29 protein-coding genes and 2 pseudogenes are annotated in these 26501 nt (G+C 48.8%); 13 read left to right on the top strand and 18 right to left on the bottom strand.

From position 1 onward, the window contains the following. Nucleotides 1–213: 213 nt before the first annotated feature. Both ACTHTY_RS05860 and ACTHTY_RS05855 read left to right on the top strand, forming a co-directional pair. Nucleotides 214–1197: a ribose-phosphate pyrophosphokinase gene (locus ACTHTY_RS05860; protein WP_107723665.1), complete on the top strand. Its 984-nt coding sequence runs from the start codon at nt 214–216 to the stop codon at nt 1195–1197. Nucleotides 1198–1262: 65 nt separating this feature from the next. After that, nucleotides 1263–1835: a 50S ribosomal protein L25/general stress protein Ctc gene (locus ACTHTY_RS05855; protein WP_004519902.1), complete on the top strand. Its 573-nt coding sequence runs from the start codon at nt 1263–1265 to the stop codon at nt 1833–1835. Between the two features lie 112 nt (nt 1836–1947). Here the strand turns inward: ACTHTY_RS05855 and hscB are convergent, their stop codons facing one another. Continuing rightward, entirely contained in the window at nt 1948–2448 is a 501-nt protein-coding gene (gene hscB / locus ACTHTY_RS05850; protein WP_440366749.1) for a Fe-S protein assembly co-chaperone HscB, read from the bottom strand. A 79-nt stretch (nt 2449–2527) separates the two neighbouring features. On the opposite strand from hscB, the pseudogene ACTHTY_RS05845 reads away from it, so the two are divergent. Beyond that, nucleotides 2528–2750 (top strand): annotated as a pseudogene (locus ACTHTY_RS05845) (alternative ribosome-rescue factor A). Here ACTHTY_RS05845 and iscA read toward each other — a convergent pair. The 6 genes and pseudogenes from iscA to iscR form a co-directional block, all read right to left on the bottom strand. Beyond that, nucleotides 2710–3030 (bottom strand): iron-sulfur cluster assembly protein IscA, encoded by a 321-nt coding sequence (gene iscA, locus ACTHTY_RS05840; RefSeq protein WP_049330777.1) that lies wholly within the window; start codon nt 3028–3030, stop codon nt 2710–2712. The pseudogene ACTHTY_RS05845 and the gene iscA sit on opposite strands and share 41 nt — an antisense overlap. Nucleotides 3031–3099: 69 nt before the next feature. Beyond that, nucleotides 3100–3344 (bottom strand): annotated as a pseudogene (locus tag ACTHTY_RS05835) (recombinase RecA). A 107-nt stretch (nt 3345–3451) separates the two neighbouring features. Further along, a complete protein-coding gene (gene iscU / locus ACTHTY_RS05830; protein WP_003674559.1) occupies nt 3452–3838 on the bottom strand; it encodes a Fe-S cluster assembly scaffold IscU in 387 nt (128 codons plus the stop codon). Nucleotides 3839–3906: 68 nt separating this feature from the next. Beyond that, entirely contained in the window at nt 3907–4035 is a 129-nt protein-coding gene (locus ACTHTY_RS05825) for a hypothetical protein (RefSeq protein WP_004519897.1), read from the bottom strand. A gap of 118 nt (nt 4036–4153) precedes the next feature. Continuing rightward, entirely contained in the window at nt 4154–5368 is a 1215-nt protein-coding gene (locus ACTHTY_RS05820) for an IscS subfamily cysteine desulfurase (protein WP_004519895.1), read from the bottom strand. A 51-nt stretch (nt 5369–5419) separates the two neighbouring features. Beyond that, complete coding sequence (gene iscR / locus ACTHTY_RS05815) at nt 5420–5866, bottom strand: Fe-S cluster assembly transcriptional regulator IscR (RefSeq protein ID WP_003746476.1); 447 nt, start codon at nt 5864–5866, stop codon at nt 5420–5422. A 359-nt stretch (nt 5867–6225) separates the two neighbouring features. Here iscR and ACTHTY_RS05810 point away from each other — a divergent pair, with 359 nt between their 5' ends. After that, complete coding sequence (locus ACTHTY_RS05810) at nt 6226–7398, top strand: alpha-hydroxy acid oxidase (RefSeq protein WP_049335278.1); 1173 nt, start codon at nt 6226–6228, stop codon at nt 7396–7398. Nucleotides 7399–7459: 61 nt separating this feature from the next. Here the strand turns inward: ACTHTY_RS05810 and dsbD are convergent, their stop codons facing one another. Next, nucleotides 7460–9265, bottom strand: a complete 1806-nt coding sequence (gene dsbD / locus ACTHTY_RS05805) for a protein-disulfide reductase DsbD (RefSeq protein ID WP_440367029.1) — start codon at nt 9263–9265, stop codon at nt 7460–7462. A gap of 217 nt (nt 9266–9482) precedes the next feature. Beyond that, a complete protein-coding gene (folE2, locus tag ACTHTY_RS05800) occupies nt 9483–10256 on the bottom strand; it encodes a GTP cyclohydrolase FolE2 (protein WP_440366746.1) in 774 nt (257 codons plus the stop codon). Between the two features lie 178 nt (nt 10257–10434). Here folE2 and ACTHTY_RS05795 point away from each other — a divergent pair, with 178 nt between their 5' ends. The 4 genes from ACTHTY_RS05795 (at nt 10435) to ACTHTY_RS05780 (ending at nt 14069) form a co-directional block, all read left to right on the top strand. Then, the gene (locus ACTHTY_RS05795; protein ID WP_440366745.1) at nt 10435–11592 is read left to right on the top strand and encodes a trans-sulfuration enzyme family protein; all 1158 of its coding nucleotides are present in this window, start codon (nt 10435–10437) and stop codon (nt 11590–11592) included. A 70-nt stretch (nt 11593–11662) separates the two neighbouring features. Then, the gene (locus ACTHTY_RS05790; protein WP_440366744.1) at nt 11663–12106 is read left to right on the top strand and encodes an META domain-containing protein; all 444 of its coding nucleotides are present in this window, start codon (nt 11663–11665) and stop codon (nt 12104–12106) included. A 98-nt stretch (nt 12107–12204) separates the two neighbouring features. Beyond that, complete coding sequence (locus ACTHTY_RS05785; RefSeq protein WP_440366743.1) at nt 12205–12984, top strand: ferredoxin--NADP reductase; 780 nt, start codon at nt 12205–12207, stop codon at nt 12982–12984. A gap of 77 nt (nt 12985–13061) precedes the next feature. After that, entirely contained in the window at nt 13062–14069 is a 1008-nt protein-coding gene (locus tag ACTHTY_RS05780) for an adenosine deaminase (RefSeq protein ID WP_440366742.1), read from the top strand. Between the two features lie 49 nt (nt 14070–14118). Here ACTHTY_RS05780 and bioB read toward each other — a convergent pair whose 3' ends face one another. Then, nucleotides 14119–15171, bottom strand: coding sequence for a biotin synthase BioB (gene bioB, locus ACTHTY_RS05775; protein WP_004519884.1), 1053 nt, complete (start codon nt 15169–15171; stop codon nt 14119–14121). A 217-nt stretch (nt 15172–15388) separates the two neighbouring features. On the opposite strand from bioB, the gene miaA reads away from it, so the two are divergent. Genes miaA through hpnC form a run of 3 tightly spaced genes read left to right on the top strand, consistent with a single transcriptional unit; the run spans nt 15389 to nt 17925 of the window. Continuing rightward, nucleotides 15389–16330, top strand: coding sequence for a tRNA (adenosine(37)-N6)-dimethylallyltransferase MiaA (gene miaA, locus ACTHTY_RS05770; protein ID WP_440366741.1), 942 nt, complete (start codon nt 15389–15391; stop codon nt 16328–16330). Between the two features lie 3 nt (nt 16331–16333). Continuing rightward, nucleotides 16334–17056, top strand: coding sequence for a tRNA adenosine(34) deaminase TadA (gene tadA / locus ACTHTY_RS05765; protein ID WP_440366740.1), 723 nt, complete (start codon nt 16334–16336; stop codon nt 17054–17056). A 53-nt stretch (nt 17057–17109) separates the two neighbouring features. Next, the gene (gene hpnC / locus ACTHTY_RS05760; RefSeq protein ID WP_440366739.1) at nt 17110–17925 is read left to right on the top strand and encodes a squalene synthase HpnC; all 816 of its coding nucleotides are present in this window, start codon (nt 17110–17112) and stop codon (nt 17923–17925) included. A gap of 50 nt (nt 17926–17975) precedes the next feature. Here hpnC and htpX read toward each other — a convergent pair whose 3' ends face one another. The 6 genes from htpX to surE form a co-directional block, all read right to left on the bottom strand. Next, complete coding sequence (gene htpX / locus ACTHTY_RS05755; protein WP_188209657.1) at nt 17976–18815, bottom strand: protease HtpX; 840 nt, start codon at nt 18813–18815, stop codon at nt 17976–17978. Between the two features lie 189 nt (nt 18816–19004). Beyond that, nucleotides 19005–19913 (bottom strand): oxygen-dependent coproporphyrinogen oxidase, encoded by a 909-nt coding sequence (gene hemF, locus ACTHTY_RS05750; protein WP_440366738.1) that lies wholly within the window; start codon nt 19911–19913, stop codon nt 19005–19007. Nucleotides 19914–20109: 196 nt separating this feature from the next. Beyond that, nucleotides 20110–20643, bottom strand: a complete 534-nt coding sequence (locus ACTHTY_RS05745) for a C40 family peptidase (protein ID WP_150537788.1) — start codon at nt 20641–20643, stop codon at nt 20110–20112. Between the two features lie 43 nt (nt 20644–20686). Further along, nucleotides 20687–22210 carry a phospholipase D family protein gene (locus ACTHTY_RS05740; protein WP_440366737.1) on the bottom strand — a complete coding sequence of 508 codons (1524 nt, stop codon included), beginning with the start codon at nt 22208–22210 and terminating at the stop codon, nt 20687–20689. 78 nt (nt 22211–22288) lie between these two features. Beyond that, nucleotides 22289–23200: a peptidoglycan DD-metalloendopeptidase family protein gene (locus ACTHTY_RS05735; protein ID WP_440366736.1), complete on the bottom strand. Its 912-nt coding sequence runs from the start codon at nt 23198–23200 to the stop codon at nt 22289–22291. Nucleotides 23201–23293: 93 nt separating this feature from the next. Then, the gene (gene surE / locus ACTHTY_RS05730; protein ID WP_440366735.1) at nt 23294–24049 is read right to left on the bottom strand and encodes a 5'/3'-nucleotidase SurE; all 756 of its coding nucleotides are present in this window, start codon (nt 24047–24049) and stop codon (nt 23294–23296) included. A 98-nt stretch (nt 24050–24147) separates the two neighbouring features. Between surE and ACTHTY_RS05725 the strand changes: the two genes are divergently transcribed. Beyond that, nucleotides 24148–24486 (top strand): hypothetical protein, encoded by a 339-nt coding sequence (locus tag ACTHTY_RS05725; protein WP_004520298.1) that lies wholly within the window; start codon nt 24148–24150, stop codon nt 24484–24486. A 55-nt stretch (nt 24487–24541) separates the two neighbouring features. Here the strand turns inward: ACTHTY_RS05725 and ACTHTY_RS05720 are convergent, their stop codons facing one another. Beyond that, nucleotides 24542–24910: a rhodanese-like domain-containing protein gene (locus ACTHTY_RS05720; RefSeq protein ID WP_049351660.1), complete on the bottom strand. Its 369-nt coding sequence runs from the start codon at nt 24908–24910 to the stop codon at nt 24542–24544. 115 nt (nt 24911–25025) lie between these two features. Then, on the bottom strand, nt 25026–25361 hold the full coding sequence (locus ACTHTY_RS05715; RefSeq protein WP_003686488.1) for a carboxymuconolactone decarboxylase family protein: 336 nt from the start codon (nt 25359–25361) through the stop codon (nt 25026–25028). 128 nt (nt 25362–25489) lie between these two features. Here ACTHTY_RS05715 and ACTHTY_RS05710 point away from each other — a divergent pair, with 128 nt between their 5' ends. Continuing rightward, complete coding sequence (locus tag ACTHTY_RS05710; RefSeq protein ID WP_440366734.1) at nt 25490–26446, top strand: cupin domain-containing protein; 957 nt, start codon at nt 25490–25492, stop codon at nt 26444–26446. Nucleotides 26447–26501: the final 55 nt, after the last annotated feature.

Raw genomic sequence — 26501 nt, 5'->3', positions numbered from 1 at the left:
CCAGCATGCGAAGGTTCGAATCCTTCCTCCCCAGCCAAATAAAAGCGTGTAAGTTTTCTTACACGCTTTTTTACGCTAAGAGCAAAATAACGCTGAAAAACTTTTTTTTACCCGTCTTTACGCGTATAATCGTGTAATTAGTGTCTTAGACATAGGGCAAAGGGAAGCGTAATGTTTTCTGAGCGTAAATCAAATCTAGAATCAGGTGAAGATATGGCTGCTTATGACAGTTTAATGGTGTTTACCGGTAATGCAAATCCGGAATTGGCGCAACGTGTTGTCAAACATTTGGATATTTCACTCGGCGAAGCCACCGTTTCCAAATTCTCTGATGGCGAAGTAGCCATTGAATTGTTGGAAAATGTGCGTGGTCGCGATGTGTTTATTTTGCAACCTACCTGTGCGCCAACCAATGACAACCTGATGGAAATTTTGACTATGGCCGATGCACTCAAACGTGCTTCTGCCGGTCGTATTACTGCCGCGATTCCTTACTTTGGTTATGCGCGTCAAGATCGTCGTCCTCGCTCTGTTCGTGTACCGATTTCTGCTAAATTGGTAGCGAATATGTTGTACTCGGCAGGCATCGACCGCGTATTGACTGTTGACTTGCATGCCGACCAAATTCAAGGTTTCTTCGATATTCCGGTAGATAATATTTACGCCACCCCGATTTTATTGAACGATATTAAACAACAACGTATCGAAAATCTGACTGTTGTCAGCCCCGATATCGGTGGTGTTGTACGTGCACGTGCTGTTGCTAAATCTTTAAATGCTGATTTGGCTATTATCGACAAGCGTCGTCCTAAAGCCAATGTGGCTGAAGTGATGAACATTATTGGCGATATTCAAGGCCGTACGTGCTTGATTGTAGATGATATGATTGATACGGCAAACACCTTATGTAAAGCAGCCGTTGCCCTGAAAGAGCGCGGTGCAGATCGTGTACTGGCATACGCCAGCCATGCAGTATTCTCCGGCGAAGCAGTGAATCGAATTGCTTCTTCCGAAATTGACCAAGTAGTTGTGACAGATACGATTCCATTGTCTGAAGCAGCTAAAAAATGTGAACGCATCCGTCAAGTTACCATTGCCGGTTTGCTGGCTGAAACGGTACGCCGTATCAGCAATGAAGAATCCGTCTCATATCTTTTCAATGAAGATGTGATGACTGGCGGCATGTTGCTGCCATAACCCGATGTCGTCTTAAGCTGGTCGCGGCCGATGACGACGATTTTATCTAAATTGGAGTATTAAACATGACTTACGAAATTCAAGCCTCTGTTCGCGAAGCCCAAGGCACTGGTGCGAGCCGCCGCCTGCGTCGCGAAGGCCAAATCCCTGGCATCCTGTACGGTGAAGGTCAAGAGCCTGTTGCTATCGCTGTAGACCACAAAACTGTATTCTACGCATTGGAAAAAGAATCTTTCCATACTGCTTTGATCAAACTGTCTTTGAACGGTGAAACTAAAGATGTTATCGTGCGTGACTTCCAAATGCACCCATTCCGTCGCGAAGTTCAACACATCGACTTCCAAGCTGTAAAAGCTGATCAACCTGTACGTATCCGCGTTCCTCTGCACATTGTTAACGCTGAAAACTCTCAAGCTGTTAAATTGCAAGGTGGTCGCGTATCTCTGTTGAACACTTCTGTTGAAGTAGTTGCTTTGCCTGCAAACATTCCTGCTTTCTTGGAGCTGGATTGTGCATCAGTAGTTGCCGGCGACATTCTGCACTTGTCAGACATCAAATTGCCAGAAGGTGTTGAAAGCGTTTCTCTGAAACGTAACGAAAACCTGGCTGTTGCTACTGTTACCGGTAAAAAACGCTAATAGGTAGTTAATATAATAAGAAAACCGTATTAGATTTATCTGATACGGTTTTTTGTTTTGCATATAAAATCATTTGCTATAAAACTTGGGTAAACGTAACAGCATATGCACTTTATAAGATTGAAGCAATTTCATTGCGAAGTTTATTAAGAAAGCGTCCATGCCGTACCCATTGAGCGGCTGATTCATAATCCTGTTGTTCAAATGCTTGTTGCAAATCTTGATATAGGTTGCTTTGTGCTTCTTGAATTTCTTGATCTAGCGCTCGGATGGCATCATGGTTTTGTTCCATTTGAGCATCCATCAATGTTTCCCGCCATTCCATCTGCTGCATGAGGAATTCTGGTGAAAACGAAGTATGTTCAGGTGCATCAGCATCGATATTTTGACTTTTCAAGAGATAAGTGGCCCGATCAATAGGGCTTTTTAATGTGCGGTAGGCATCATTAATTGTAGAAGACATCATGACGGCTTGTTTCTGCTCAAAAGCTGAAGCAGAAGCAAATTTATCGGGATGAAAACGGGCAGCTAAAGCTCGATAGGTCTGTTCGAGTGCTTCGGTATCAATATTGAAAGATGGCTCAAGCTGAAAGAGGTTGAAATATTGAGACATGATATTAAGGGAAAAAATCTAAAGAAGAGGATTATTTTACGATATAATCCAAAAACTGTTTATACGAAAGGAAAACAATATGACCGGTAAGGTACAGCATAATAAAGGCAAGATACGAGACAATGCCTTAAAAGCCTTAGTCAAATCTGATTTGTTCCGACACAAAGTAGAACGAAAAAGAAAAGGCAAGGGCAGCTATAATAGGCAAGGAGCCAAAAAATGGCGGGATGGTTTTGATACTTTCCCGCCATTTTTCATATTTTAAACGTGGAAGCTCTCACCGCAGCCGCAAGAGTCTTTGACATTCGGATTCTCAAATTTGAAACCTTCCTGTAAGCCTTCTTTGGTGTAATCGACTTGCGTGCCGTCTAGATAAACCAAGCTTTTCGGGTCGATATAAACGCGCGCGCCGTGTTCTTCAAAAATCAGGTCATCCTCGTTCACTTCATCGACAAATTCAAGGTTGTATGCCATGCCCGAGCAGCCACTGGTTTTCACTCCCAAGCGCACGCCCAAGCCTTTGCCGCGTTTGGTCAGATAGTTGTTGATGTGTTTGGCTGCGTTTTCTGTGATGGTAATCATGCTTTTTTCCTCATTTCGCAATCATTTTCTGTTTTGCCTGCTTTTTTATTTCAGACGGCCTCTTGACTATCAGGCCGTCTGAAAACGCTGTTTTGCCCACTCTATTGCGGCAGTAATGGCAGCTTTTGCCTGCGGACTGTTTTTCCAACAAGTCGAGCCAGTCAATTGTGCGCCCTGTTCCAAAATATCGTCTAAATCCGCAACCGCCAGAGTGGCAATATCATCAATCCCATTTGCTGCAAACTCTGCAATATGGTTTTACCTATGCCTTTGACAGCAAGTAGGGATTGGATTTCTTCATCGGTAAAAGGCATATCGCCCTCTTTGATTTTACAGGTACAGGCGCACTTATATGGCAAGTTGGACCTATCAAGCCGATTTAGGCATTAATATCTACAAACTAAGTATCTGGCAAACAAGATTATTTGTTTTCCTGACGTTTGCGATAGTCGGCAACGGCTGCTTTTACCGCATCTTCAGCTAAGATGGAGCAGTGGATTTTAACTGGAGGCAATTCCAACTCTTCGGCAATTTCACTGTTTTTGATTGCCAGTGCATCATCAAGGCTTTTGCCTTTGACCCACTCGGTAATCAGGCTGGAAGAAGCGATAGCAGAGCCGCAGCCGTAAGTTTTAAATTTTGCATCTTCGATAATACCCTCATCGTTTACTTTGATTTGCAGACGCATTACGTCACCGCAGGCCGGTGCACCGACCATGCCGGTACCGACAGATTCGTCGTTTTTATCGAAAGTACCGACGTTGCGAGGATTTTCGTAGTGATCGATTACTTTATCGCTGTATGCCATGATGTGGTTTCCTTTATGTTTTTAATGGTGTAAATGGTTTGTTTACGAATATTCAGACGGCCTGAAGTTTAGATTTTGCATGCGCCACCTTCGCAGCCGTCATCATTCTCTGAATCAACGCCGCCTTCTACGGTAACACCGTCAAAATCTTCGAGCAGGTTGTCGAGATTGTCGAGGTCGAGTTCTTGTTCGTCCATAGTTTATGTCTTTAATCTAAAAGTTATGCCTTAGTGGGGCTAGGGGATCAAATGAAATCTATATATAGGTCGTCTGAAAAGTTTTGTTGATTTTCAGACGGCCTTTTATAAATGCGGATTAATGCGCCGCCCATTCAATCGAGTTCAAATCGATACCTTCTTTAAACATTTCCCACAGCGGAGACAGTTCACGCAGTTTGCCGATTTTGGATTTAATCAGTTCTGCTGCGAATTGGACTTCTTCTTCGGTGGTCATGCGGCCGAAGGTGATGCGCAGGGAGGAATGTGCCAACTCGTCGTTGCGGCCGAGTGCGCGTAAAACGTAGCTTGGCTCAAGGCTTGCGGAAGTACAGGCGGAGCCGCTGGATACTGCGAGTTCTTTCACCGCCATAATCAGGCTTTCGCCTTCGACGAAGTTGAAGCTGACGTTCAGGTTGTTTGGAGCGCGGTGTTCGAGGTCGCCGTTGATGTAGACTTCTTCGATGCCTTCGATACCTTTGAGGAAGATATCGCGCAGTTTCAGGTAGTGTGCAGTGTCTTGTGCCAATTCTTCTTTGGCAATGCGGAAGGCTTCGCCCATACCAACGATTTGGTGGGTCGGCAATGTGCCGGAACGGAAACCGCGTTCGTGGCCGCCGCCGTGCATTTGGGCTTCGAGGCGGACGCGTGGTTTACGGCGTACATATAGGGCGCCGATGCCTTTAGGGCCGTATACTTTGTGGCCGGACATAGACAACAAATCAACTTTGGCAGCTTCAACGTCAACAGGCACTTTACCGCATGCTTGTGCTGCATCAACGTGGAAAATGATTTTGCGTTCGCGGCAGATTTCACCGATGGCAGGAATATCTTGAACTACGCCGATTTCGTTGTTTACCCACATTACGGAAACGAGGATGGTGTCTTCGCGGATGGCGGCTTTCAGTACGTCTAAATCAACCAAACCGTTTTCTTGTACATCCAAGTAAGTCACTTCGTAACCTTGGCGTTCGAGTTCGCGCATGGTGTCGAGCACAGCTTTGTGCTCGGTTTTTACGGTGATGAGGTGGTTGCCTTTGGATTTGTAGAAGTGCGCCGCGCCTTTAATGGCGAGGTTGTTGGATTCGGTTGCACCGCTGGTAAAAACGATTTCTTTGGAGTCAGCGTTAATCAGGGCTGCAATGTCTGCGCGTGCTTTTTCTACCGCTTCTTCTGCTTCCCAACCGAAGCTGTGGCTGTTGGAAGCTGGGTTGCCGAAAATATCGGACAGGTAGGGAATCATTTTTTCGGCAACGCGGCGGTCAACGGGAGTGGTGGCGGCGTAGTCGAGGTATACGGGGGTTTTGACGGTCATGGTTTGCTCTTTCGTTTGGTCATCTGCCTGCGGTCTTTGCCGCAAGTCGGTTTAATGAATGTGTGTAAAGGTAACGACATGACTGCTGTCGCTGCAGTTTTTTTGTTCAATGATGCTTTGCAGTGTAACGCCGCTGAGGTAATCATTGATGGTTTTGTTTAAGTTTTCCCAAAGGTCATGGGTCAGACAGGGGGCGCCGTGGTGGCAGTTTGCTTTGCTGCCGCATTGTGTGGCATCCAGTCGGTCTTCGGCTGCGGAAATGATTTGTGCAATATTGATTTGCTCGGCGGGCGCGGCAAGGATGTAGCCTCCGCCTGGGCCGCGTAGGCTTTCAACCAATCCGGCACGGCGCAGCTTGCTGAATAATTGTTCGAGGTAGGAGAGCGATATGCTTTGTCGTTCGCTAATGGCACTGAGTTTGACAGCACCGGTTTGCGCGTTCATCGCCAAATCTATCATGGCGGTTACTGCAAATCGCCCTTTGGTAGTCAGTCTCATGGTGTGGTTGCCTGTGTGGGCGTTTTTATTAGTGGAGGGAATTGTCTAATATCTGAGTATTTCAGTCAAGTATGTGGCGGCTCGGTTTGATTGTTTGTTTAAATGGTGGCATTGGCTGATTTTTAAATCGGAAAATATTTTCTTTATTTTTCTGTAGTTTGGATTTAAGGCCTTCTGAAAAAAGGCTATCAACCCTACAAATATCAGGGTTAAAATGTTTTGATTTACTATTGATACTGATATAGATTATCAAAATTATTCTTAAAATTTAGTTGTTTTGATGGAGTAAAATAATGAGGTGTTTGAGATGTTCAGACGGCCTTGACCATCCATCTTTACCTTAACAGAGGCAATCGACAATGAAATGTGATTTAAGCAAAATAACCTGTATCGAAGACTTGCGCCTTGTTGCTAAACGTAAAATGCCGCGTATGTTTTATGACTATATTGACTCAGGCTCTTGGACGGAAACCACTTATCGTGAAAACACTTCGGATTTTAAAGACATCCGTTTCCGCCAAAAGGTATTGGTTAATATGGAGGGGCGCAGTCTCGAAACCAAAATGATTGGGCAGGATGTGAAAATGCCGGTAGCGATTGCGCCAACAGGTTTCACGGGTATGGCGCACGCCGACGGCGAAATCTTGGCGGCGCGGGCGGCGGAAAAATTTGGTATTCCGTTTACGCTGTCGACCATGTCCATTTGTTCGATTGAAGATGTGGCTGAAAACACCAGCTCGCCGTTTTGGTTTCAGCTTTATGTGATGCGCGATCGCGAGTTTATGGAAAACCTGATTAAGCGCGCGAAGGATGCCAAATGTTCGGCTTTGGTATTGACAGCCGATTTGCAGGTTTTGGGTCAACGCCATAAAGACATCAAAAACGGCCTGTCTGCGCCGCCGAAACCGACCATCGCCAATTTAATCAATTTGGCGACTAAACCGGAATGGTGCATGAAAATGCTGAACACGGAACGCCGCACCTTCCGCAATATTGTCGGTCATGCGAAAAACGTGGGCGATTTGTCTTCGCTGTCTTCATGGACTTCCGAACAATTCGACCCGCGCCTGAGCTGGGACGATGTAGCACGCATTAAAGATTTGTGGGGCGGCAAGCTGATTATCAAAGGCATTATGGAACCTGAAGATGCGGAAAAGGCAGCGAAAAGTGGCGCGGACGCATTGGTCGTTTCCAATCATGGCGGCCGTCAGCTTGACGATACCGTGTCTGCCATTAAGGCTTTGCCGGATGTGGTCAGCGCGGTGGGCAGCGACATCGAGGTTTGGATGGACAGCGGCATCCGCAGCGGTCAGGATATTTTGAAGGCTTGGGCATTGGGTGCGAAAGGTACGATGATAGGCCGCGCGTTCCTGTATGGTTTGGGTGCGTATGGTGAAGAAGGCGTGACCCGTGCGCTGGAAATCCTGTATAAAGAAATGGATATTTCTATGGCGTTTACCGGTCATCGCAATATTCAAGATGTGGATTCCAGCATTTTGCGTTCTACGCGTTGGCATCAAGATGAGTTTTAATTTTTGAACATAGGAAAAGGCCGTCTGAAAATCTGTTTTCAGACGGCCTTTTTATAGACGGCTATTTCTCGTTTTGGCGATACCATTCGATGAAGGCATCGGGTTTGACAAAGCCTAATAAGGGTTCGCTATGACTGCCGTCGGCGCGGACAACAAACACGCCCGGAGGGCCGAAGAGGCCGTATTCTTTCAGTAAGGCTTGATGGTCTGGAGTGTTGGCGGTTACGTCGATTTGGAAGAAGCGTTGCATATCGACTGCTTCGTGTACCTGCGGCTGGTTGAGCGTATAGGCGGCCATTTCTTTGCAGGATACGCACCAGTCGGCGTAGAAATCAATCAGCACGGGCTTGCTAGGATCGGCTTTCAAGGCGGCATCCATAGCGGCTTTGAGTTCGCCAACATCGGTAAACATTTTGCCGTGGTCGGTTTCTTGTCCGGCTTCGGATGGCGGAACCAGCGTTAAGAAGTGGTGCAGGGCGGTGGTTTGTTTATTGAAGCTCTGCCAGCCAAACCATGAGCCGCCAATCAGTAGTAAAAAGCCCAATACGGCGGCAACCGTTTTCAGACGGCCTTTTTGTTTGCCGGATTTCGCCAAAAGCATAAGGGCGGGAACAATCATCAGCAAGGTGTAGAGGCCGACTACTGCGAAATAAGGCAGATGCGGTGTGGCAAGGTATACGGCAACGGCCAGCAGAATGAAGCCGAATGCGTATTTGATGCCGTTCATCCAGTCGCCTGCTTTAGGCAGGATATGGCCGCCGAATGTACCGATGATGATGAGCGGTACGCCGGTGCCGAGTGCCAAGACATAAAGCGCCAGACCGCCCAAGACGGCATCGCCGGTCTGGCCGATATAGCCCAAAGCAAATGCCAGCGGAGGCGCAACGCAAGGGCCGACAATCAGGGCGGACAAAATACCCATGATGAAGACGGAAACGATTTTACCGCCGGAGAGTTTGTTGCTTTGGTTTTGGAAATAGGATTGGACGGAGTTGGGCAGCTGGATATTGAAGAGGCCAAACATAGACAGCGCCAGTACCACCATCAACGCGGAGGCGGCAAGTACGACCCAAGGCTGTTGCAACCATACGGTCAACAGCGCGCCGGTCAAACCGGCAATCACGCCGACCAAGGTATAGGTCAATGCCAAGCCTTGTACATACACCATCGACAAGGTAAACGCGCGGCCTTTACCGGCTTTTTTATCGCCCACGACAATGCTGGAAACAATCGGCAGGAGCGGATACATACAGGCGGTAAAGCTTAAGCCCAAACCTGCGACAAAAAACGCCAACAGGTTGGCGTTTAAAGTATCCCAAGAGAGCTTGAAGCGGCTGCTGTCGGGATTGTTTGTAGCGGGTTGCGTGGGCATTTGGCCGTCTGAAGAGGCGGATGGTTGCAAAAAGCGGTCTTTGGCAGAAACCGGCTCGTCGCTTTGCGGTTGGTAAACCCCGTTGCCTTTTACGTCAAACTCGGTGTCCACCGGCGGATAACACACACCCACTTCGGCACAGCCTTGATAAGTCAGCGTCAGTTTGTATTGCGGCGCGGCTTGTTTGTAAGGCAGGTCAACCTGTGCGGTATGGTGGTAAACCGTTTGTTTGCCGAAGAATTCGTCTTCTTTTTCTTCGCCTTTGCTGAATTTGGGTTCGGCCAAGACTTTGTCAGGATTGGTCGCTGCAACGATTTTGGACTGGTACATATAGTAGCCGTCAGCGATTTTGAACTGCACGCTGATGCCTTGGTCGGTTACATTGACTTGAGGTACAAAGGCTTGCTCAGGGGGCAGCAAATCATTGGCGTCTACTGCAAATGCGAAGCTGCTCAAGCCTAAAAATGCAATGAGGAAATAAAGGAATTTTTTCATAATATCCACGGATATGCCGTTGAGAAACCGTCATTATAAATGATGGGGAAAACAATCGGCTTAATTTATGTTAAATATTGCGAGAGAAATCTAATGCTTTTGAATTATATCGAAATAGGGTTGCCCATATATGACCGATAGTCTCATGTTATCGTTCAATTTATGCCAAAGGCCGTCTGAAATGTTCAGACGGCCTTTGTTGCTATTTGGCTTGGCTTTAAGGATAAGCGATATAAGCGTAAGCGGAATGGTTGTGTATCGATTCGAAGTTTTCGCTTTCGACGACGAATGATTCGATGCGTTTGTCGGCAATCAGCGCAGTGGCCACATCGCGAACCATGTCTTCGACAAACTTCGGATTTTCGTATGCTTTTTCCGTTACATACTTTTCATCAGGGCGTTTGAGCAAGCCGTAGAGCTGGCAGCTTGCTTGCGCTTCGACGTAATCGATGATTTCTTCAATGCCTACTTCCGCGTTTGCAATCAGGCTAACGGTCACATGCGAACGTTGGTTGTGCGCGCCGTATTGGGAAATTTCTTTGGAACACGGACACAATGAAGTAACCGGAACCATTACTTTCAGATTGTGGCTGTATGTACCGTTTTTGATTTCGCCGGTCAGGGTAACATCATAGTCGAGCAGCGATTGGATGCCGGAGACCGGCGCGCTTTTCTTGCGGAAAAACGGGAAGGAAACGCTGATTTTGCCGGAATGAGAATCCAATAGGGCGACCATATCGGCGGTCAGTTTGTGCAACGTATCAAAATCCAAAGCATCGGTTTGTTTTTCCATCAGGGCGACAAAGCGCGACATATGCGTGCCTTTTTGGTCGGCAGGCAGGAAAACCGTCATGGTTAGGCGGGCGACGGTGGATTGTTCGCCTTCTTTGCTTTTGAGTGAGATTGGAAAGCGCAGGTCTTTGATGCCGACCTGATTAATCGGCAGGTTGCGTAAATCGCGGCTGGATTGCACGTCTGCAATGGCGTTCATGCGTGGTATGTCCTTCATGATAGGATTGTTGAGATGCGTGTGGAGGGAATCGGCTCGTATCGGCTGATTTGCAAATGCGAGATTATATCACTTGCTTTATCTGCCTGCATTGATTGTTTCTATTTTTCAGATAGTGATAAAATCTTTGATTATTCACATCTACATAGGCAGAGATCAAATGAAATTCGCCACGAAAGCCATCCATTCCAGCTACGATTGCGACGAACACAACCGCGCGCTGATGCCGCCGATTTATCAAAACAGTATGTTCGCGCTGCACGAAATCGGCGAGCAGGTTCCTTACCGCTATTCGCGCCTGAGCAACCCGACCCGCCAAGTCTTGGAAGATACCGTTGCCGATTTGGAGCACGGTGCGGCCGGTTTTGCGTTTTCCAGCGGTATGGCGGGGATTGATGCAGTGTGGCGCACTTTCCTGCAACCTGGCGATACCATTGTTGCCGTCGCCGATATTTACGGCGGCGCTTATGATTTATTGGTCGATGTTTATCAAAAATGGGGGGTGAACGTTGTTTTTGCCGATTTGGGCAATCCCGACAATTTGGACGAGCTGCTCAAAGCGCACAATGTCAAACTGGTGTGGCTGGAAACGCCGTCCAACCCGCTTTTGCGTTTGGTAGACGTCAAAGCCCTTGCCGCGAAAGCCAAAGCGGCCGGTGCGCTGGTCGGCATCGACAACACTTTTGCTACGCCGTATCTGCAACAGCCGTTGGATATGGGTTGCGATTTTGTGTTCCATTCCGCTACCAAATATTTGTGCGGCCATTCCGACGTATTGATGGGCATCGTTGTGGCCAAAACCAAAGAACTGGCACAGCCTTTGCACGACATGATGGTGCATACCGGCGCGATTGCAGGTCCGATGGACTGCTGGCTGGTGTTGCGTGGCATCAAAACGCTGGCTCTGCGTATGAACGCCCATTGCCAAAACGCACTCGAAATCGCGCGCCGTTTGGAAGCCCATCCTGCCATTGAAAAAGTGTTCTATCCCGGCCTGCCGTCGCACGAACATTATGAACTTGCCCAAGCACAAATGCCCCAAGGCATCGGCGGCGTGGTTACGGTTTATCTCAAAAACGACACGCGTGAAGCGGCCAATAGTGTGATTAAAAACATGAAACTGGTCAAAATGGCTTCCAGCCTCGGCGGTGTGGAAAGTTTGGTCAACCATTGCTATTCCCAATCCCACAGCGGCGTGCCGCATGATGTGAAAATGGAAATGGGCATCAAAGTCGGCCTGCTGCGTTTCTCGGTTGGAATCGAAGATGTGGACGATATTTGGAACGATATTTCCAAAGCATTGGATACGACTTTGTAAATAAGGCTTAAAGGCCGTCTGAAGGTGAATAGTTTTTCAGACGGCCTTTAGTAATACATAAGGAATAGATATGAAAACATTATTCGGTGCATTGATGAGTATGGTGGTTTTGACAGCTTGTACATCTCCTTCAGTATCTCAGCCTGAACACGCCTCTAAATCGCAGGTACAAACTCAACAAACGGCGCAACCTACTCTAGCCGCCAAATGGCGTGTTGTCGCTTTCAATAAATTCACTGAAAAAGATTTGGCCGGTACTGATGCCTATCTGGATTTGAGCGAGATGCCTAAGGCGTATGGCAAGATGGGGTGTAACGGTATGATGTTTCAAGCGAATGTAATCGGAGCGGGCAAAATTGATTTTGGCCATATTGCGGTAAGCATGATGCTGTGTGAAGACATGAAGCTGGAAGATGCGTTTTTGCGCAAACAAAGCGTGTGGAACTATCGTTTTGATGGTAACGATTTGATTTTGGAACAAAAAGGCATCAGTATCCGTTTGCGTCGTGAATAATCTTAAAGGCCGTCTGAAAATAAATATTTCAGACGGCCTTTTGAATCTTTATAATAAGCCCTATTTGAAACTGATACCAAATATCAAGGAAACCTATTATGGCAGCTTCTCCAGAAGCCAAGTTTACCGAAGAAAAAGTCTTGTGGATCAAACACCATACGCCTAAGCTGATGACTTTTGCCATCAGCCGTCCAGAGTCCTACCGTTTTTCGGCAGGACAGTTTTCGCGCCTTGGTTTCCGTGACGGCGAGGGCTTTATTTGGCGCGCGTATTCAGTCGTGTCTGCCGAATACGCCGATACGCTTGAGTATTTCGCGGTATTAATCGAAGGCGGCCCGATGTCGGCGCGTTTTGCTGCGATGAAAGAGGGCGACACTATTTTATTGGATAAAACGGCTACCGGTTTCCTCTTGCCCGAGCGTTTCCCTGACGGCAAAGACTTGGTCATGCTCTGCACGGGTTCCGGCATTGCGCCTTTCCTCTCCATTATCGAGCAGCCTGAAATTTGGCAGCGTTTCGACCGTTTGGTTTTGGCTCATTCCGTCTCTTATGCTGACGAGTTGATTTTCAACCAGCGCCTTGCTGATTTGAAAGAGCATCCGCTGATTGAAGAATATTTCCATAAATTCACTTTTGTTCCGGTTACCACGCGTGAGGAAATGGAAGGCGCATTGAGCGGTAAACGGATTCCCGAATTGCTGAAGAATGGCGGCTTGGAAGAAAAAGTCGGCTTTAAGTTCACCAAGGCCGATACGCGCTTTATGGTTTGCGGCAATCCGGCAATGGTCAAAGACACTTTCCAAGCCCTAATGGATTTGGGCTACGCCATGCATCGCAACCGCATCCCCGGCGAAATCATGATGGAAAATGGTTTTTAACAAATAAATGGTCAAAGGCCGTCTGAAAGTTTCAGACGGCCTTCAATATTAAATATAAACCGAAAATCAGAGAAAATATGAATATCAAACAATTTATCCAAGCCTTGCCCAAAGCCGAGCTGCACGTCCATATCGAAGGGACGTTCGAGCCGGAGTTGATGTTTGAAATCGCCAAGCGCAACCATATAGCGATTCCTTATGAAAATGTCGATGCGGTACGGCAGGCTTATAATTTTCACAATTTGCAGTCGTTTTTGGATATTTATTATGCCGGTGCCGGCGTATTGTTGCACGAGGCGGATTTTTACGATTTGACCCGCGCGTATCTTGAGCGTTGCCGCGAAGACAATGTCGTGCATACGGAAATATTTTTCGATCCGCAAACCCATACTGCGCGTGGCGTGGCGTTTGAAACTGTGATTAACGGCATTGTCCGAGCCTGCCGTGAAGCCAGGCAGCAATGGGGCATAAGTACGCGTTTGATTATGTGTTTCCTGCGGCATTTGTCGGAAGAAAGCGCATTTGAAACCTTAAATCAGGCTTTGCCTTATAAAGAACACATCATCGGCGTAGGCTTGGATTCGAGCGAACTGGGGCATCCGCCGTCCAAGTTTGAGCGCGTGTTTGCGCAGGCGCGGGCGGAGGGTTTATTGACGGTGGCACATGCCGGAGAAGAAGGCCCGCCGGAATATGTTTATGAGGCTTTGGACTTACTGCATGTCTGCCGTATCGATCATGGCGTACGGGCGGAAGAAGATAAGGCGTTGATGGCGCGTTTGATTAAAGAACAAATGCCGTTGACCGTTTGCCCGTTGAGCAATTTGAAATTAAAAGTGTTCCCTGAAATGGCAAAACACAATTTACGCCGTATGTTGCAACGCGGCGTGTTGGTAACCGTCAATTCCGATGATCCGGCGTATTTCGGCGGCTATATGAACCGCAATTTTGAAGCGCTTGCCGAGGCTTTGGATTTGAGTGCGGAAGAAATCAAAACCTTGTGCGCCAATTCGTTCCGCGCTTCGTTTTTGAGCGAGGCGGAAAAGGAAGAATGGATACGGAAGATTGAAAGTTTTAATGTTGAATAACGATAAAAGGCCGTCTGAAAAAGTTTCAGACGGCCTTTTATGATGGCGGTTAATAATCAACTTTGATTTTAGGCGTTTCCTGCGCGGCTTTGTATTCTTCTTCCAATTCAAAGCGCAGCGGATACAAATTCAATTTTTCCATCAGCAGGCGGTCGCCGTCTTCGTCCGGATTGCCCGTAGTCAGCAGCTTGTCGCCGTAGAAAATCGAGTTTGCGCCAGCCATGAAACACATGGCCTGCATGGATTCCGGCATATTGCTGCGGCCAGCGGACAGGCGGACGTAACTGTGCGGCATGGTAATGCGAGCGACGGCGATGGTGCGGACAAATTCCGTCCAGTCCAAATCTTCGGCATCGGCCAGCGGCGTGCCTTCCACTTTAACCAACTGGTTAATCGGCACGCTTTCGGGCTGAGGGTCGAGGTTGGCAAGGCTGGCAATCAGACCGGCGCGTTCGGCGCGGGTTTCGTTCATACCGACGATGCCGCCGCAGCAGACTTTCAAACCGGCATTGCGGACTTTGCCCAAAGTATCCATGCGGTCTTCGTGTTTGCGGGTGTGGATGATGTCGTTGTAGCGTTCGGGGTCGGTGTCGAGGTTGTGGTTGTAGTAGTCCAAACCGGCTTTTTTGAAGTCTTCAGCCATGCCGTCTTCGAGCATGCCGAAGGTGCCGCACACTTCCATGCCCAAGCCTTTCACCGCGCTGATGATTTCGGAAACGACAGCCACGTCTTTGGGTTTGGGGCCGCGCCATGCCGCGCCCATGCAGAAACGGCTGGCGCCGCGCGATTGGGCAATTTTGGCTTTTTCGACGATTTCGTCCACGTCCATCATCTGCTCTTTGCCCAGATTGGTGTTGTGGTGTGCCGATTGCGGGCAGTAGGCGCAGTCTTCGGGACAGCCGCCGGTTTTGATGGAGAGCAGGGTGGAAAGTTGGATTTCGCGCGGGTTGAAGTTTTGGCGGTGGATTTCGGCGGCTTGGAAAACGAGGTCGAGGAAAGGCAGTCCGAATAAAGCCTCGACATCGCATTTTTTCCAATAACGCGCAGTCGGATGCGGCTTGCGCTCGGTTTGACGGCGCAAGGCTACGGGAGATACGGTCATAGTGTGTTCTTTCGTGTTTACAGCGACGCAGTGTCGCTGACGGCTTGACTGCCGGCGCAATGACGGCAGCAGCAGGTTTGAAATCAATATAAAAGGCCGTCTGAAACGGCGCAGCAAGTGTAACGCTTTTGATAATGTAGAGCAAATGTTTCAGACGGCCTGAAATATGGTTTGCCCGGGTTTGCTATAATCGCATTTTTAATTTTTCCGTTTTCTTATGAACGCGCCCAAAGCCTTCGCCGTACTCGGCCCGACCGCCGGCGGTAAAACCGCACTGGCCTTAAATATTGCCCAATCGCTGCCGGTGGAAATCATCAGTTTGGATTCCGCACTGGTGTATCGCGGCATGGACATCGGTACGGCCAAGCCGACTGCCGAAGAGCTTGCCGCCGTACCGCATCATTTGATTGATATTATTTCGCCGCTGGAAAGTTACAGTGCGGCAGATTTTGTCGGCGACTGCGTGCGCTTGGTGAACGAAATACATGCGCGCGGTCGCTATCCGCTGATTGTCGGCGGCACGATGATGTATTTCCATGCGCTGACGGAAGGTTTGAACGATTTGCCCGGCGCAGATACGGCGGTGCGCGCACAGCTTCAGGCGGAAAAGAACGAACATGGTTTGGCAGGCCTGTATCGCTGTTTGCAGGAAGTTGACCCGATTACGGCAGGCCGTCTGAAAGCCAATGACAGCCAGCGTATTGAACGCGCTTTGGAAGTCTATTTTTTGACCGGCAAGCCTTTGAGCGAACATTTCACAGAGCAGAAGCAGGCTGCGCCCTTATTGGATTTATGCACGGTTGCCCTGATTCCCGAAGACCGCCATTTGTTACACCGCCAAATCGAAAAACGCTTTTTAAATATGCTGGAACACGGTTTCCTCGATGAAATGCACGCCTTACGCCGCGATTATCCGCAGCTGCATGCAGATATGCCGTCTATGCGCTGCGTGGGCTACCGTCAGGCTTGGGATTATCTCGAAGGCGAAACCGATTATGACACCTTTGTCGAAAAAGGCATTGTCGCCACGCGCCAGCTTGCCAAACGCCAGTTGACCTGGTTGCGGAAAATTCCTTTGGCGCACACGTTAGATCCTTACGCAGACAGCGATTATGTTCAGACGGCCTTAGCCTTGGCGCGTCAGCATTTTCAGGAATAATCCATGCTGACCACGCCACCACTTGCGCCTAAGACGTTGGCCGCGCTAAAAGAATTGGATATTTGTACACTGGAAGATTTACAGGAAATCGGCGCAGTCCGCGCATTTTTATTGCTGAAAGCGTCGGGTTTGACCGTAACCAAAAGCACCTTGTGGCAACTGGACGCATTGGTTTCGGATGTGGATGTCCGGCATATTTCCGAGGAGAAAAAGACGGAGCTGGGCGAGGCATTAAAAAACCATCCGCCTGTTGCCGTTTTCCCTTCTCAAAACGATATGGAAGCCTTTATGCGGCTGGCGATAGAACAGGCCAGACAATCGGCGGTATTGGGCGAAGTGCCCGTTGGCGCGGTCATCGTATATCAAAGCGAGGTAATCGCAGCGGCACACAATACTTGCATTGGCGACTACAATGTCAGCCATCATGCCGAAATCAACGCACTTGCCGCCGCAGGCAAAGCTTTACAAAACTACCGTTTGGAAGATTGCGACGTGTACATCACCTTAGAGCCTTGCTCCATGTGCGCATCTGCCTTGATACAGGCGCGGGTCGGGCGCGTGATTTATGGTGCAACCGAACCTAAAACCGGAGGGGCAGGCAGCGTGGTCGATTTGTTTGCCGACAAACGTCTGAACAAGCATACCGCAATTTTGGGCGGCATATTGGCAGAAGAATGCCAAAGCGTATTGCAGGATTTCTTTGCGGCCAAACGTAAGGCCGTCTGAATTTCAGACGGCCTGTCAGCAAAAACACTTTATTTTAAATTTTCGGATTTCCCATGTCAGTCAATCATTACGAAAACTTCCCTGTCGGCTCCATTGTGCTGCCGCGCCGTTTGCGCAAGCCGGTTCACGCCGTTTACGCTTTTGCACGGACGGCGGACGATATTGCCGACGAAGGCAATACCGAAGCAGCCGAACGCCTGCGCCAACTGGACGAACTAAAGGCAGAGTTAGACCGCATTGCACAAGGCGGGAAACCGCAAACGGCTTTGATGCAGCGCTTGTACAACGAAGCGATTGAGCCGTTTCAATTACCGTTGCAGCCGTTTTATGATTTGCTGGCGGCGTTCAGTCAGGATGTGGTCAAAACTCGTTATGAAAACTTTGGCGAATTGATTGCCTATTGCCGCTTGTCCGCCAATCCGGTGGGGCGCATTATGCTGCATTTGTACGGGCAAACCGATGAAGTGAGCATGGCGCAAAGCGACGGCATTTGCACTGCCTTGCAGCTGATTAATTTCTGGCAGGACGTGGCGGTAGATTGGCAGAAAGGGCGCGTGTACATCCCTCAGGAAGATTTGCAGAAGTTCAAAGTCAGCGAAGGGCAGATTGCGGCCGGTAAAGCCGATTTTGCTTTTCAACGACTGATGGCGCACGAGTGCCAGCGTGCCTTTCAAATGCTGAAGGCCGGTTCGCCGTTGGGCAAAACCCTCAAAGGACGAATCGGTTTTGAGCTGCGCATGATTATTGTCGGCGGCCAGTTGATTTTGCAGAAGCTGGACGGTTGCAAATATGACGTGTTTAACCAGCGGCCGCTGTTGGATAAGAAAGACTGGATGATTATCATCAAGCGGGCTTTGATGAGGAAATAAAAAAAAGGCCGTCTGAAATGGATGTTTCAGACGGCCTTGATGTTTTTCGATTAGCGGTTTTTCAAACGGTTGATGCGGTTGTCCAAAGAAGGATGGGTGCTGAACCAAGAATCTTTGGCTTCACTGGCAATGCCCATTGCCGTCATGGTTTGCGGCAAATCGCTGGGGTTGCCTTTCAAGCGTTGCAGGGCGGCAATCATTTTTGGCGCGCCCACCAGTTTTGCAGCACCCGCATCAGCGCGGTATTCGCGTTGGCGGCTGAACCACATCACGATGATACTGGCAAGGAAGCCGAATACGATTTGCAATACCATGCTGACCATGAAATATGTACCTTGCGACGTACTGCCGTCATTGTTGCGCGCTACCATGCTGGAAACGATACGCGCCAAGAAGACAACAAAAGTATTCACAATACCTTGAATCAGCGTCAGCGTTACCATATCGCCGTTGCCGACGTGCGCCATTTCATGCGCCAAAACGGCTTCGACTTCATCGCGGGTCATGTGGTCGAGCAGGCCGGTGCTGACGGCGACGAGCGAGCTGTTTTTGGTCGCGCCGGTTGCAAAGGCATTAGGCTCTGGGGAGTCGTAAATGGCTACTTCGGGCGTTTTCAGATTCCATTGGCGGGCTTGCGCTTCAACAGTTGCCAACAGCCACGCTTCTTCTTCGCTTTGGGGCTGGTCGATGACGACGGCGCCGACCGAATGTTTGGCGATGGTTTTCGACATCAGCAGGGAGACAATCGAGCCGCTGAAGCCGACGACTGCGGAATAAGCCAGTAGGCTGCCGACTTGGTCGGTGCTGTTGATGCCCAAGATGGCCAAAATAACACGGATGACAACCAGAACTGCGATATTGGTTGCGATAAATAAGAAAATGCGTTTCACCGATTATTCCTTTTTAGTGTGGTTTGTGAGGTGATTTTTATATGGGCGCATTGTCTCAAAAACTCTATAGAGATGAAACAGCGCAATAGGCAAAGGTATGCAAATTCAAAACAATTGAAGCAAAGGCCGTCTGAAAAGGTAGTCTCAACCAGTGAGAATCGCTTTTCAGACGGCCTTTGATAGGTAAAGCTATCTGCCGGCTTCTTCCAGCCAGTTGCGCGGTATGAGGAATTGATTGAGGCGTGCTTCGGGTGAACCTTCTTCCGGCACATATTGATACTCGAAGCGTACCAAAGGCGGCATGGACATCAAAATGCTTTCCGTACGGCCGCCGCTTTGCAGGCCGAACAGCGTGCCTCTGTCCCAAACCAAGTTAAACTCGACATAGCGTCCGCGACGGTAGAGTTGGAAATCGCGTTCACGTTCTCCATAAGGCGTATTTTTGCGTTTTGCCACAATCGGCAGATACGCGGCGATATAGCCTTCCCCGACTGCCTTGATAAAATTCAAGCAGGTATCGAAATCCCAGCGGTTTAAATCGTCAAAAAACAGGCCGCCCACGCCGCGTGTTTCGTTACGGTGTTTCAAATAGAAATATTCGTCACACCATTGTTTGAATTCAGGATAAACCGATTCGCCAAATGGCGCGCATACGTCCCGCGCCACTGTGTGCCAATGCACGATATCTTCTTCAAAAGGATAAAACGGCGTCAAATCAAAGCCGCCGCCAAACCACCAAACCGGCTCGGCATTTTCAGGGTAGGCAATAAAAAAGCGCACATTGGCATGGCTGGTCGGGACATAAGGATTTTTCGGATGAATGACCAGCGACACGCCCATGGCTTCAAACGCCGCGCCTGCTAATTCAGGACGATGGGCCGTAGCAGAAGCCGGCATTTGGGTTCCCTTTACATGCGAGAAATTCACACCTGCCTGCTCGAATACTGCGTCGTTTTTCAATACGCGGGTTTCGCCGATGCCCAGTTTCCCCGTCCATGCTTCATGCACAAATTTGGCTTCGCCATCTTCTTGCTCCAGCGCGGCGCAGATTTGGTTTTGCAGGGTTTTGAGAAGGGTTAGAACGGATTCTGTGTGCATGATATATCCTTGATGGTTTGTACTTACAAAATGACAGGGCGGAAGATGATTTAAGTTGTTGAAACTGTGTGTTATCTTTCTATTGCTTTGTTATGGGTAAATTTTTGCATGGGCCTATCTTGCAATCAAGCTTTACTCATCAGCAATAGATTGAAAGGTATCGATGATGTTGCGATACCTTTCAGATGGCCTTGATTTATTCAGTAAAAAAGGTATGTGCGCCCAAATAGTTTTTGGCGTAAAACGGGGTGGAAAGTTTTTCGGTTTTGATGGTTTTGCCGCTGCTGGGGGCGTGGATGAATTCGCCGTTGCCGATGTAGAGGCCGACATGGGAATATTTGTGTGCGCCGCCGGTATTGAAAAAGACCAGATCGCCGGCTTTTAATTTGTCATCGGAAATTTTACGGCTGGCTGCGGCCATATCGCGCGCGGTGCGTGGCAGATTGACGTTGAGGGCGTTTTTATAGACGAATTGGATCATGCCGCTGCAGTCAAAGCCTGTGGATGTGGTGCTGCCGCCCCATTTGTAGGGCGTGCCGATTAGGCCCATGCTGTGAAGCATCAATTCCTGCGAACCTTGGGTGCGGTCGATATGGGAAATGCGGACAGGTTGGACTTTTCTGGCGGTTGTTTGTGGCTTGTGGGATTTGTGTTTGCCGGTGGTGCCGCAGGAGGCCAACAATAGGCCGGTGGTACAAACAAATAGGGTTTTGCAGATGAGTCGAGACATAGTGAGTTCCTTCGGCAGCATGATTTCCGTTTTCAGACGGCCTCTATAATAATCCTTCTATGGGCAGGATGGATAGGATTTTTGAAGTAACCCGTTTCCAGAATTTGGCTTCTGGTTCTTGTGCGTAAGTTCGTTTTTCGCTTGGGTCATACCAGTATAGTTTATTGTAATTGCCAAGCGTTACCTGATAGGCGTAGCTTGGAGTGGTCGTTACGAGGGTGCGCTGCATTTGGCCTGCGATTTCGGGACTTTCGATGACGACACCCATTTCGGTATTGAGCCGTGCGGAACGTGGGTCGAGGTTGAATGAGCCGATGAAAATGCGTTTCTCGTCCACGATGAATGTTTTGGCATGCAAGCTGGTGGCGGAGCTACCGGTTAAGCCGCGGTCTTTGGAGGTCGGAACGGCGTGGTTGGGTTGGAGTTCGTATAGTTTGACCCCGGCTTTAAGTAAGGGCTTACGGTATTTGACGTAGCCGGAATGGACGGCGGCAACGTCGGTCGCCTGGAGGGAGTTGGTCAGGACGGTAACGTCCACCCCGTTGTGAATCAGCTTTTCTATGGCTTTAACGCCCGATTTTGTGGGTACAAAATAAGGGGAAACAAGGTAAACGCTTTTTTCAGGTTGCTTGAGAGCGTCTTGCAGGCGTTCGGAAATAGGCGGTTTGTGCCGGTCGCGGTCTAAGCCTTTAGCCGGGTCATCGCTGATCAGGCGTGTGCTGACACTTTGCCACTCCATAAGGTTGCTCTGCATTTTTTGATAGAGGCTGGAGTGTTCGATGCTTTGGCGGTAGCGGATGAGCGTTTGATTTTTATCTTGGTCGGTGTAATCAAGCTCTGCCAATCCTTTTTTCAGGTTTCCCCGTTTGATAATGCTGGTCGCGTTGTAGGCGGAATGGCTTGCCCAATAGCGGTCGAAGTCTTGGGACACTTCTGTTACTACGCGGCCTGTGGCGAGGATATCGAGGTCGGCAAAGATGGTATCGTCGTTAACCTTAAAATATTCGTCGCCGATATTGCGTCCGCCCAAAATGGTGGCACGGTTGTCGGCGGTAAACGATTTGTTGTGCATCCGGCGGTTAAGTCGCGGAAAGTCGGTAACATAGCCGAGTGCACGCCATTTTCTGAAAATAAAGGGATTAAACAGACGGACTTCGATATTGGGATGATTGTCGAGTGCAAGCAGGAGATCATCCATGCCGTTGGTGTTGTTGTCGTCCAGAAGCAAACGCACACGGATGCCGCGTTCGGCCGCGCGATGAATCAGGTTGAACAAAAGCTTGCCGGAGATGTCGTTGTGCCAGATATAGTACTGCAAATCGAGGGTATGGTCGGCGGATTCAATCAGGGCGGCACGGGCGACAAAGGCTTCATGGGCATCGTTCAGCAGATAGATATGGGAAATATCGGCCTTGGAGGGAGTAGAAGGAATACCTAAGGCGCTGTCCAGTCGCGGCGTTGAAGGGATGTCAAGATAACTGCTTTGGGTGCGTTCGTCCAATGATGGCAAAAACGCGGCGCAACCGCCCAATAGCAGGGTATAAAGAAGAGGAAGATGAAATTTCATGGGAAACCGGTACAAACAATCCCTACCTAAATGACATTTAGGCAGGGATTGAATTGAAATTAGGTTGCTTGAATCAGCTTAGAAGGCAACATAATTTGCCGGATTGACTGGTTTGCCGTTTTGACGGATTTCAAAGTGCAACTGAGTGCGGGATGCATCGGTATTACCCATGTGCGCAATGGTTTGACCGCGTTTAACGGTTTGGTTTTCATTAACCAGCAGGCGTTGGTTGTGGCCGTATGCGCTCAAGAATGAGGAGTTGTGTTGGATGATGACCAAGTTGCCGTAACCGCGCAAGCCTGAGCCTGCGTAAACGACTTTACCGTCTGCCGCTGCAACGACAGGCTGACCTTGTGTACCGGCGATATCTACACCTTTGTTGCTGCCGCCGAAGTTGGCAATAACGTTACCGGTAGTCGGACGCTGCCATGTGATGCCGCTAACGTTGCGGCTGCTGCCGGTAGACACGGTTGGTGTATTGGCAGGAGTGCTTGGAGTCGGAGCAGTGGTTGTAGTTGTTGGAGTAGAAGGTTTGCTTGCAGAAGCTGCAGGTGCAACGTAGCCTTCAGGTTTCACACGGAGGGTTTGACCAATGCTGATGGTGTTGTCGGCCAAGTTATTCCATGCACGCAGATTGTCTTGGGTAATGTTGTAGCGTTTGGAGATGTTGTAAACGGTATCACCACGAACAACAGTATGTGTCGCTGCATTAATATCAACAGGCGCGTAAGAAGGCGTGTAAGTGCCGGTGCTGCCGCTGTTATATGTTGGAGCAGGTGTACTTGCCGGCGGAGTGTATGGAGCGTCTGCCGCTGGGCTGGTGTTGGTATTGTAAGGCGCTGCACCGTAAGGATTGTCAGCGGTAGAGTTTGTTGTTGAACCACCGCTTTGTGTGCCGACGACTACAGGAGCCGGTTGTTGGCTGGCACAGGCTGCAAGTAATAAAACCAAAGCTGCCGATCCGGCATAAGATACACTTTTTTTCAACATGTTAATGACTTTCGTATTCGGGTAATTGTTCTCGTCGGAGCATATCATAATAAAAATATGCTTGTTTCTCAAGTGTTCGGCTGTTAGGGACTGTTAAGGCGCAGGGATTTCTGACCAAAAGGAAGCGGTTTGCTCCATTTGTCCGTAGGCAGTCAAATCGACTTGCAGGGGGGTAATCGTGATGAAGCCGGCTGCACATTCGCCAAAGTCGGTACCTTCTTCGCTGTCGGAAACATCGCCGACCGACCCAATCCAATAAATTTGTTCGCCACGTGGATTATACATGGGAACAATGCTTTGTTCATGATGACGACGGCCGAGCCGTGTAATTTTCATGCCTTGGATATCTTCAGGTGCGACGGCAGGGATATTGATGTTCCATAAGATGGGTTTGGAAATAGGGCGTTTGAGAAAGTAGGAAAGCAGCATCCAAGCGGCTTTTTCTGCGGTTTCCCAATAACGGCCGCTGGAATCTGCGAGTGAGAAAGCAATGGCGGGAATGCCCATCAAATAGGCTTCAGTCGCGGCGGCAACCGTACCGGAATAAAGTGTATCATCGCCCATGTTTGCGCCGTTGTTAATGCCGGACAAGACTAAGTCGGGTTTGAAATCGGCGAGGGCGTGTTGGCCGACATGAATGCAGTCGGTGGGTGTGCCGTTGACATAGTAAAACCCGTCTTCCGCCTGTTTCAGTTGTAAAGGACGGTCTAAAGTCAGGGAATTGCTGACGCCGCTGCGATCGCGTTCGGGCGCAACCACCCTGACATTGGCAAATTCTGCGCACACTCTTGCCAAAACAGCCAAACCGGGCGCAAGATAACCATCGTCGTTTGAGATTAATATGTTCATGTGACAATATTGTGTCTATCGGTAAGATGGGCGGTATTGTACTGGTTTGCTTAAGCGATTGTCCACGAATCGGCAACGTTTGGGCGGAAAGGATAATAATGAAACATTATGAGTTAGACCCCAAAGCTTTATTGGGCGGCGTGATTGCTTCAGACGGCAATCAGGAGATTGTTCAGCTTTCACTGCAGAAGAATAATGAAATTCCGGCATATGAGGCGGATGCGATTATTTTGCTTTTGGTTTTAAACGGCAAAGCCGAAATCAAAACGGTGGACGAAGTTTTGCAGACTGAAGGCTTGCAAGTTATCCGTCTTGAGCCGATGGAAGCGCACAGCATTCGCGCGTTAGCTGATAACACCAATATTTTGGTTATCAAACAATTGATTCACGAAACAGGTCTCAGCAAACGTTTGAGATTTGGAAGTTGCTGTCTGTAATGGCAATAAAGGCCGTCTGAAAAGTTTCAGACGGCCTTTTTAAAATCAACTAGATTTATTTCAAACCTTTTTTCACCAAGTCTTCATAACCGCCATGGTTGGTTACGTTGGTGTAACCGGCTTTTTTCAGCTCAGTTAGCGCAGCTTCTGCTCGGCGGCCGCTGCGGCAGTAGAGGTTAACCGGTGCGTTTTTATCCGGGCTGACGGATTTGATGCGTTCAACGATTTGGTCGTGTGGAATATTGAGCGCACCTTGCAAATGGCCTTCTTTGAATTCTTCGGCAGAGCGGACATCAATCCAAACGCCTTTTGCTTTTGCAGGTTGTGCCGCGCTTTTTTCAACTTTAGGCATAGAGGCAGCGGAAGCGGCCAAAGGAGTGGCAACAGCGGCGGCGAATAGTACGGCGGTCAGCAGTTTCTTCATGGTTCAATCTCCTATTAGACAGAAAACAATATATGATAACTTTATCAGTTTAGCATTTCATCAGGCCGTCTGAAAGGGGAGTCGGCTTTCAGACGGCCTGATTTTACAAACCGATTTAGCGTTGGGTTTCTACTGCTTCTAAAGCGCGCAAAGCGTAGGTATAAGCGGCACCTGCATTCAGTGCGATAGCGGTGGCCAATGCGCCGGCGATTTCGCTTTCGGTTGCCCCTGCTTTGGCTGCGGCAGCTGCATGCACGCTGATGCAGCTTTCGCAACGTGTGGTAATGGCAACGGCAATGGCAATCAGTTCGCGTGTTTTGGCATCCAGTGCTTCGGCAGCGGCTGCTTGATCCAGTGCGCCGTAGGCTTGCAGCATTTTAGGATGGTTTTTACCCAGTTCTCCGAATGCTTTTTTTACCAAGGCGGTATGTTCAGGCCAGTCTTTAAACATGATATGTCCTTTCTTAATGTGAGTGGATAAGATAAAAAATCCTATCCGTTTGTGTTTGGTTTGTGTATTATTGCAATAATTTGAAGATTTAAATCGTCAAAAAATCTCATTTATTGGTAAAAAACACTATGGATATTTTGGATAGGCTGGTCAAATTGGCGCAGGTAAAAGGCAGCGTGGATGTTCAATGTCTTTTTCGGGGGGAGTGGTATGTGCGGCATGAGCCAAAGCGTGCGCATGGTTTGGTGCATATCGTCACTGCCGGTTCGGGTTATATCCGAATTGATGGGGAGCAAGAGGCCAGGCTGCTGAGTGCGGGGGATATCATTTTTTTTCCGCGCAGCGTAGGGCATACTTTGAGCAACGACAGCAGTTGTGAAAATCTTGGCGTCAACGTGCTGACGAGTGAAAAAGGCGCATTTAAAGTCAAGCGAAGTCATGCAGGAGGCGATGCGGCTTTGCATCTTTTCTGCGCGCGGTTTGAATATGAAGCGCAGGCGGATATTATGGCGGGTCTGCCTGACACGGTTTTGCTGAATATCAACCATCCTTCTTTACAGTATTTGGTGGCATTGTTGCAGTATGAGAGCGGTCAGGCTTTGTCCGGCTCGGTAGCGGTTGTGAATGCATTGGCTTCGGTGTTGCTGGTATTTCTACTTCGAGCCAGCCTGGAGAAAAATGGGGAAGCGCAATTAAGCGGTTTGCTGAATGGTTGGCAGGACAAACGCCTGCGGAATTTGCTTCAGGCAGTAGTGGATAAGCCGGAAGAGGAGTGGAATATCGAGAAAATGACCGCGATTGCCAACTTATCTCGCGCCCAGTTGATGCGAGTATTTAAGCAGCAGACGGGAACAAGCCCGCACGCCTTTGTTAACAGTATTCGCTTGCAACAGGGGGCATTATTATTGAAACAGACGGCGGATTCGGTTTTATCGGTTGCGCTCTCGGTCGGTTTTCAATCGGAAACGCATTTTGGCAAGGCATTTAAAAAGCAATATGGGATATCGCCGGGGCAATATCGTAAGAATGATCGTACTGATGAGGCGGCAGTACAAGCGGAAGAAATGCCGATTTACTTTATTTGAACAGATGATAAAAGGCCGTCTGAAAGTGTAAAAATGAAATCTAGGATTTCCAAAA

The sequence above is a fragment of the Neisseria sp. P0019.S002 genome (assembly GCF_051957155.1).
Lineage (GTDB): Bacteria > Pseudomonadota > Gammaproteobacteria > Burkholderiales > Neisseriaceae > Neisseria > Neisseria perflava.
This window is presented reverse-complemented; position numbering and strand designations above follow the sequence as displayed.

Excerpts from the sequence above, each read along its gene's own strand:
- bioB (WP_004519884.1), bottom strand. The coding sequence starts at position 15,171 with ATGACCGTATCTCCCGTAGCCTTGCGCCGTCAAACCGAGCGCAAGCCG.
- iscA (WP_049330777.1), bottom strand. The coding sequence starts at position 3,030 with ATGATTACCATCACAGAAAACGCAGCCAAACACATCAACAACTATCTG.
- ACTHTY_RS05785 (WP_440366743.1), top strand. The coding sequence starts at position 12,205 with ATGGCAGCTTCTCCAGAAGCCAAGTTTACCGAAGAAAAAGTCTTGTGG.
- ACTHTY_RS05745 (WP_150537788.1), bottom strand. The coding sequence starts at position 20,643 with ATGTCTCGACTCATCTGCAAAACCCTATTTGTTTGTACCACCGGCCTA.
- ACTHTY_RS05820 (WP_004519895.1), bottom strand. The coding sequence starts at position 5,368 with ATGACCGTCAAAACCCCCGTATACCTCGACTACGCCGCCACCACTCCC.
- ACTHTY_RS05780 (WP_440366742.1), top strand. The coding sequence starts at position 13,062 with ATGAATATCAAACAATTTATCCAAGCCTTGCCCAAAGCCGAGCTGCAC.
- surE (WP_440366735.1), bottom strand. The coding sequence starts at position 24,049 with ATGAACATATTAATCTCAAACGACGATGGTTATCTTGCGCCCGGTTTG.
- hpnC (WP_440366739.1), top strand. The coding sequence starts at position 17,110 with ATGTCAGTCAATCATTACGAAAACTTCCCTGTCGGCTCCATTGTGCTG.
- tadA (WP_440366740.1), top strand. The coding sequence starts at position 16,334 with ATGCTGACCACGCCACCACTTGCGCCTAAGACGTTGGCCGCGCTAAAA.
- ACTHTY_RS05810 (WP_049335278.1), top strand. The coding sequence starts at position 6,226 with ATGAAATGTGATTTAAGCAAAATAACCTGTATCGAAGACTTGCGCCTT.
- ACTHTY_RS05725 (WP_004520298.1), top strand. The coding sequence starts at position 24,148 with ATGAAACATTATGAGTTAGACCCCAAAGCTTTATTGGGCGGCGTGATT.
- iscU (WP_003674559.1), bottom strand. The coding sequence starts at position 3,838 with ATGGCATACAGCGATAAAGTAATCGATCACTACGAAAATCCTCGCAAC.
- hscB (WP_440366749.1), bottom strand. The coding sequence starts at position 2,448 with ATGTCTCAATATTTCAACCTCTTTCAGCTTGAGCCATCTTTCAATATT.
- dsbD (WP_440367029.1), bottom strand. The coding sequence starts at position 9,265 with ATGAAAAAATTCCTTTATTTCCTCATTGCATTTTTAGGCTTGAGCAGC.
- iscR (WP_003746476.1), bottom strand. The coding sequence starts at position 5,866 with ATGAGACTGACTACCAAAGGGCGATTTGCAGTAACCGCCATGATAGAT.
- hemF (WP_440366738.1), bottom strand. The coding sequence starts at position 19,913 with ATGCACACAGAATCCGTTCTAACCCTTCTCAAAACCCTGCAAAACCAA.
- miaA (WP_440366741.1), top strand. The coding sequence starts at position 15,389 with ATGAACGCGCCCAAAGCCTTCGCCGTACTCGGCCCGACCGCCGGCGGT.
- ACTHTY_RS05715 (WP_003686488.1), bottom strand. The coding sequence starts at position 25,361 with ATGTTTAAAGACTGGCCTGAACATACCGCCTTGGTAAAAAAAGCATTC.
- ACTHTY_RS05740 (WP_440366737.1), bottom strand. The coding sequence starts at position 22,210 with ATGAAATTTCATCTTCCTCTTCTTTATACCCTGCTATTGGGCGGTTGC.
- ACTHTY_RS05825 (WP_004519897.1), bottom strand. The coding sequence starts at position 4,035 with ATGGACGAACAAGAACTCGACCTCGACAATCTCGACAACCTGCTCGAA.
- ACTHTY_RS05795 (WP_440366745.1), top strand. The coding sequence starts at position 10,435 with ATGAAATTCGCCACGAAAGCCATCCATTCCAGCTACGATTGCGACGAA.
- ACTHTY_RS05720 (WP_049351660.1), bottom strand. The coding sequence starts at position 24,910 with ATGAAGAAACTGCTGACCGCCGTACTATTCGCCGCCGCTGTTGCCACT.
- ACTHTY_RS05710 (WP_440366734.1), top strand. The coding sequence starts at position 25,490 with ATGGATATTTTGGATAGGCTGGTCAAATTGGCGCAGGTAAAAGGCAGC.
- ACTHTY_RS05860 (WP_107723665.1), top strand. The coding sequence starts at position 214 with ATGGCTGCTTATGACAGTTTAATGGTGTTTACCGGTAATGCAAATCCG.
- ACTHTY_RS05790 (WP_440366744.1), top strand. The coding sequence starts at position 11,663 with ATGAAAACATTATTCGGTGCATTGATGAGTATGGTGGTTTTGACAGCT.
- ACTHTY_RS05855 (WP_004519902.1), top strand. The coding sequence starts at position 1,263 with ATGACTTACGAAATTCAAGCCTCTGTTCGCGAAGCCCAAGGCACTGGT.
- folE2 (WP_440366746.1), bottom strand. The coding sequence starts at position 10,256 with ATGAACGCCATTGCAGACGTGCAATCCAGCCGCGATTTACGCAACCTG.
- ACTHTY_RS05735 (WP_440366736.1), bottom strand. The coding sequence starts at position 23,200 with ATGTTGAAAAAAAGTGTATCTTATGCCGGATCGGCAGCTTTGGTTTTA.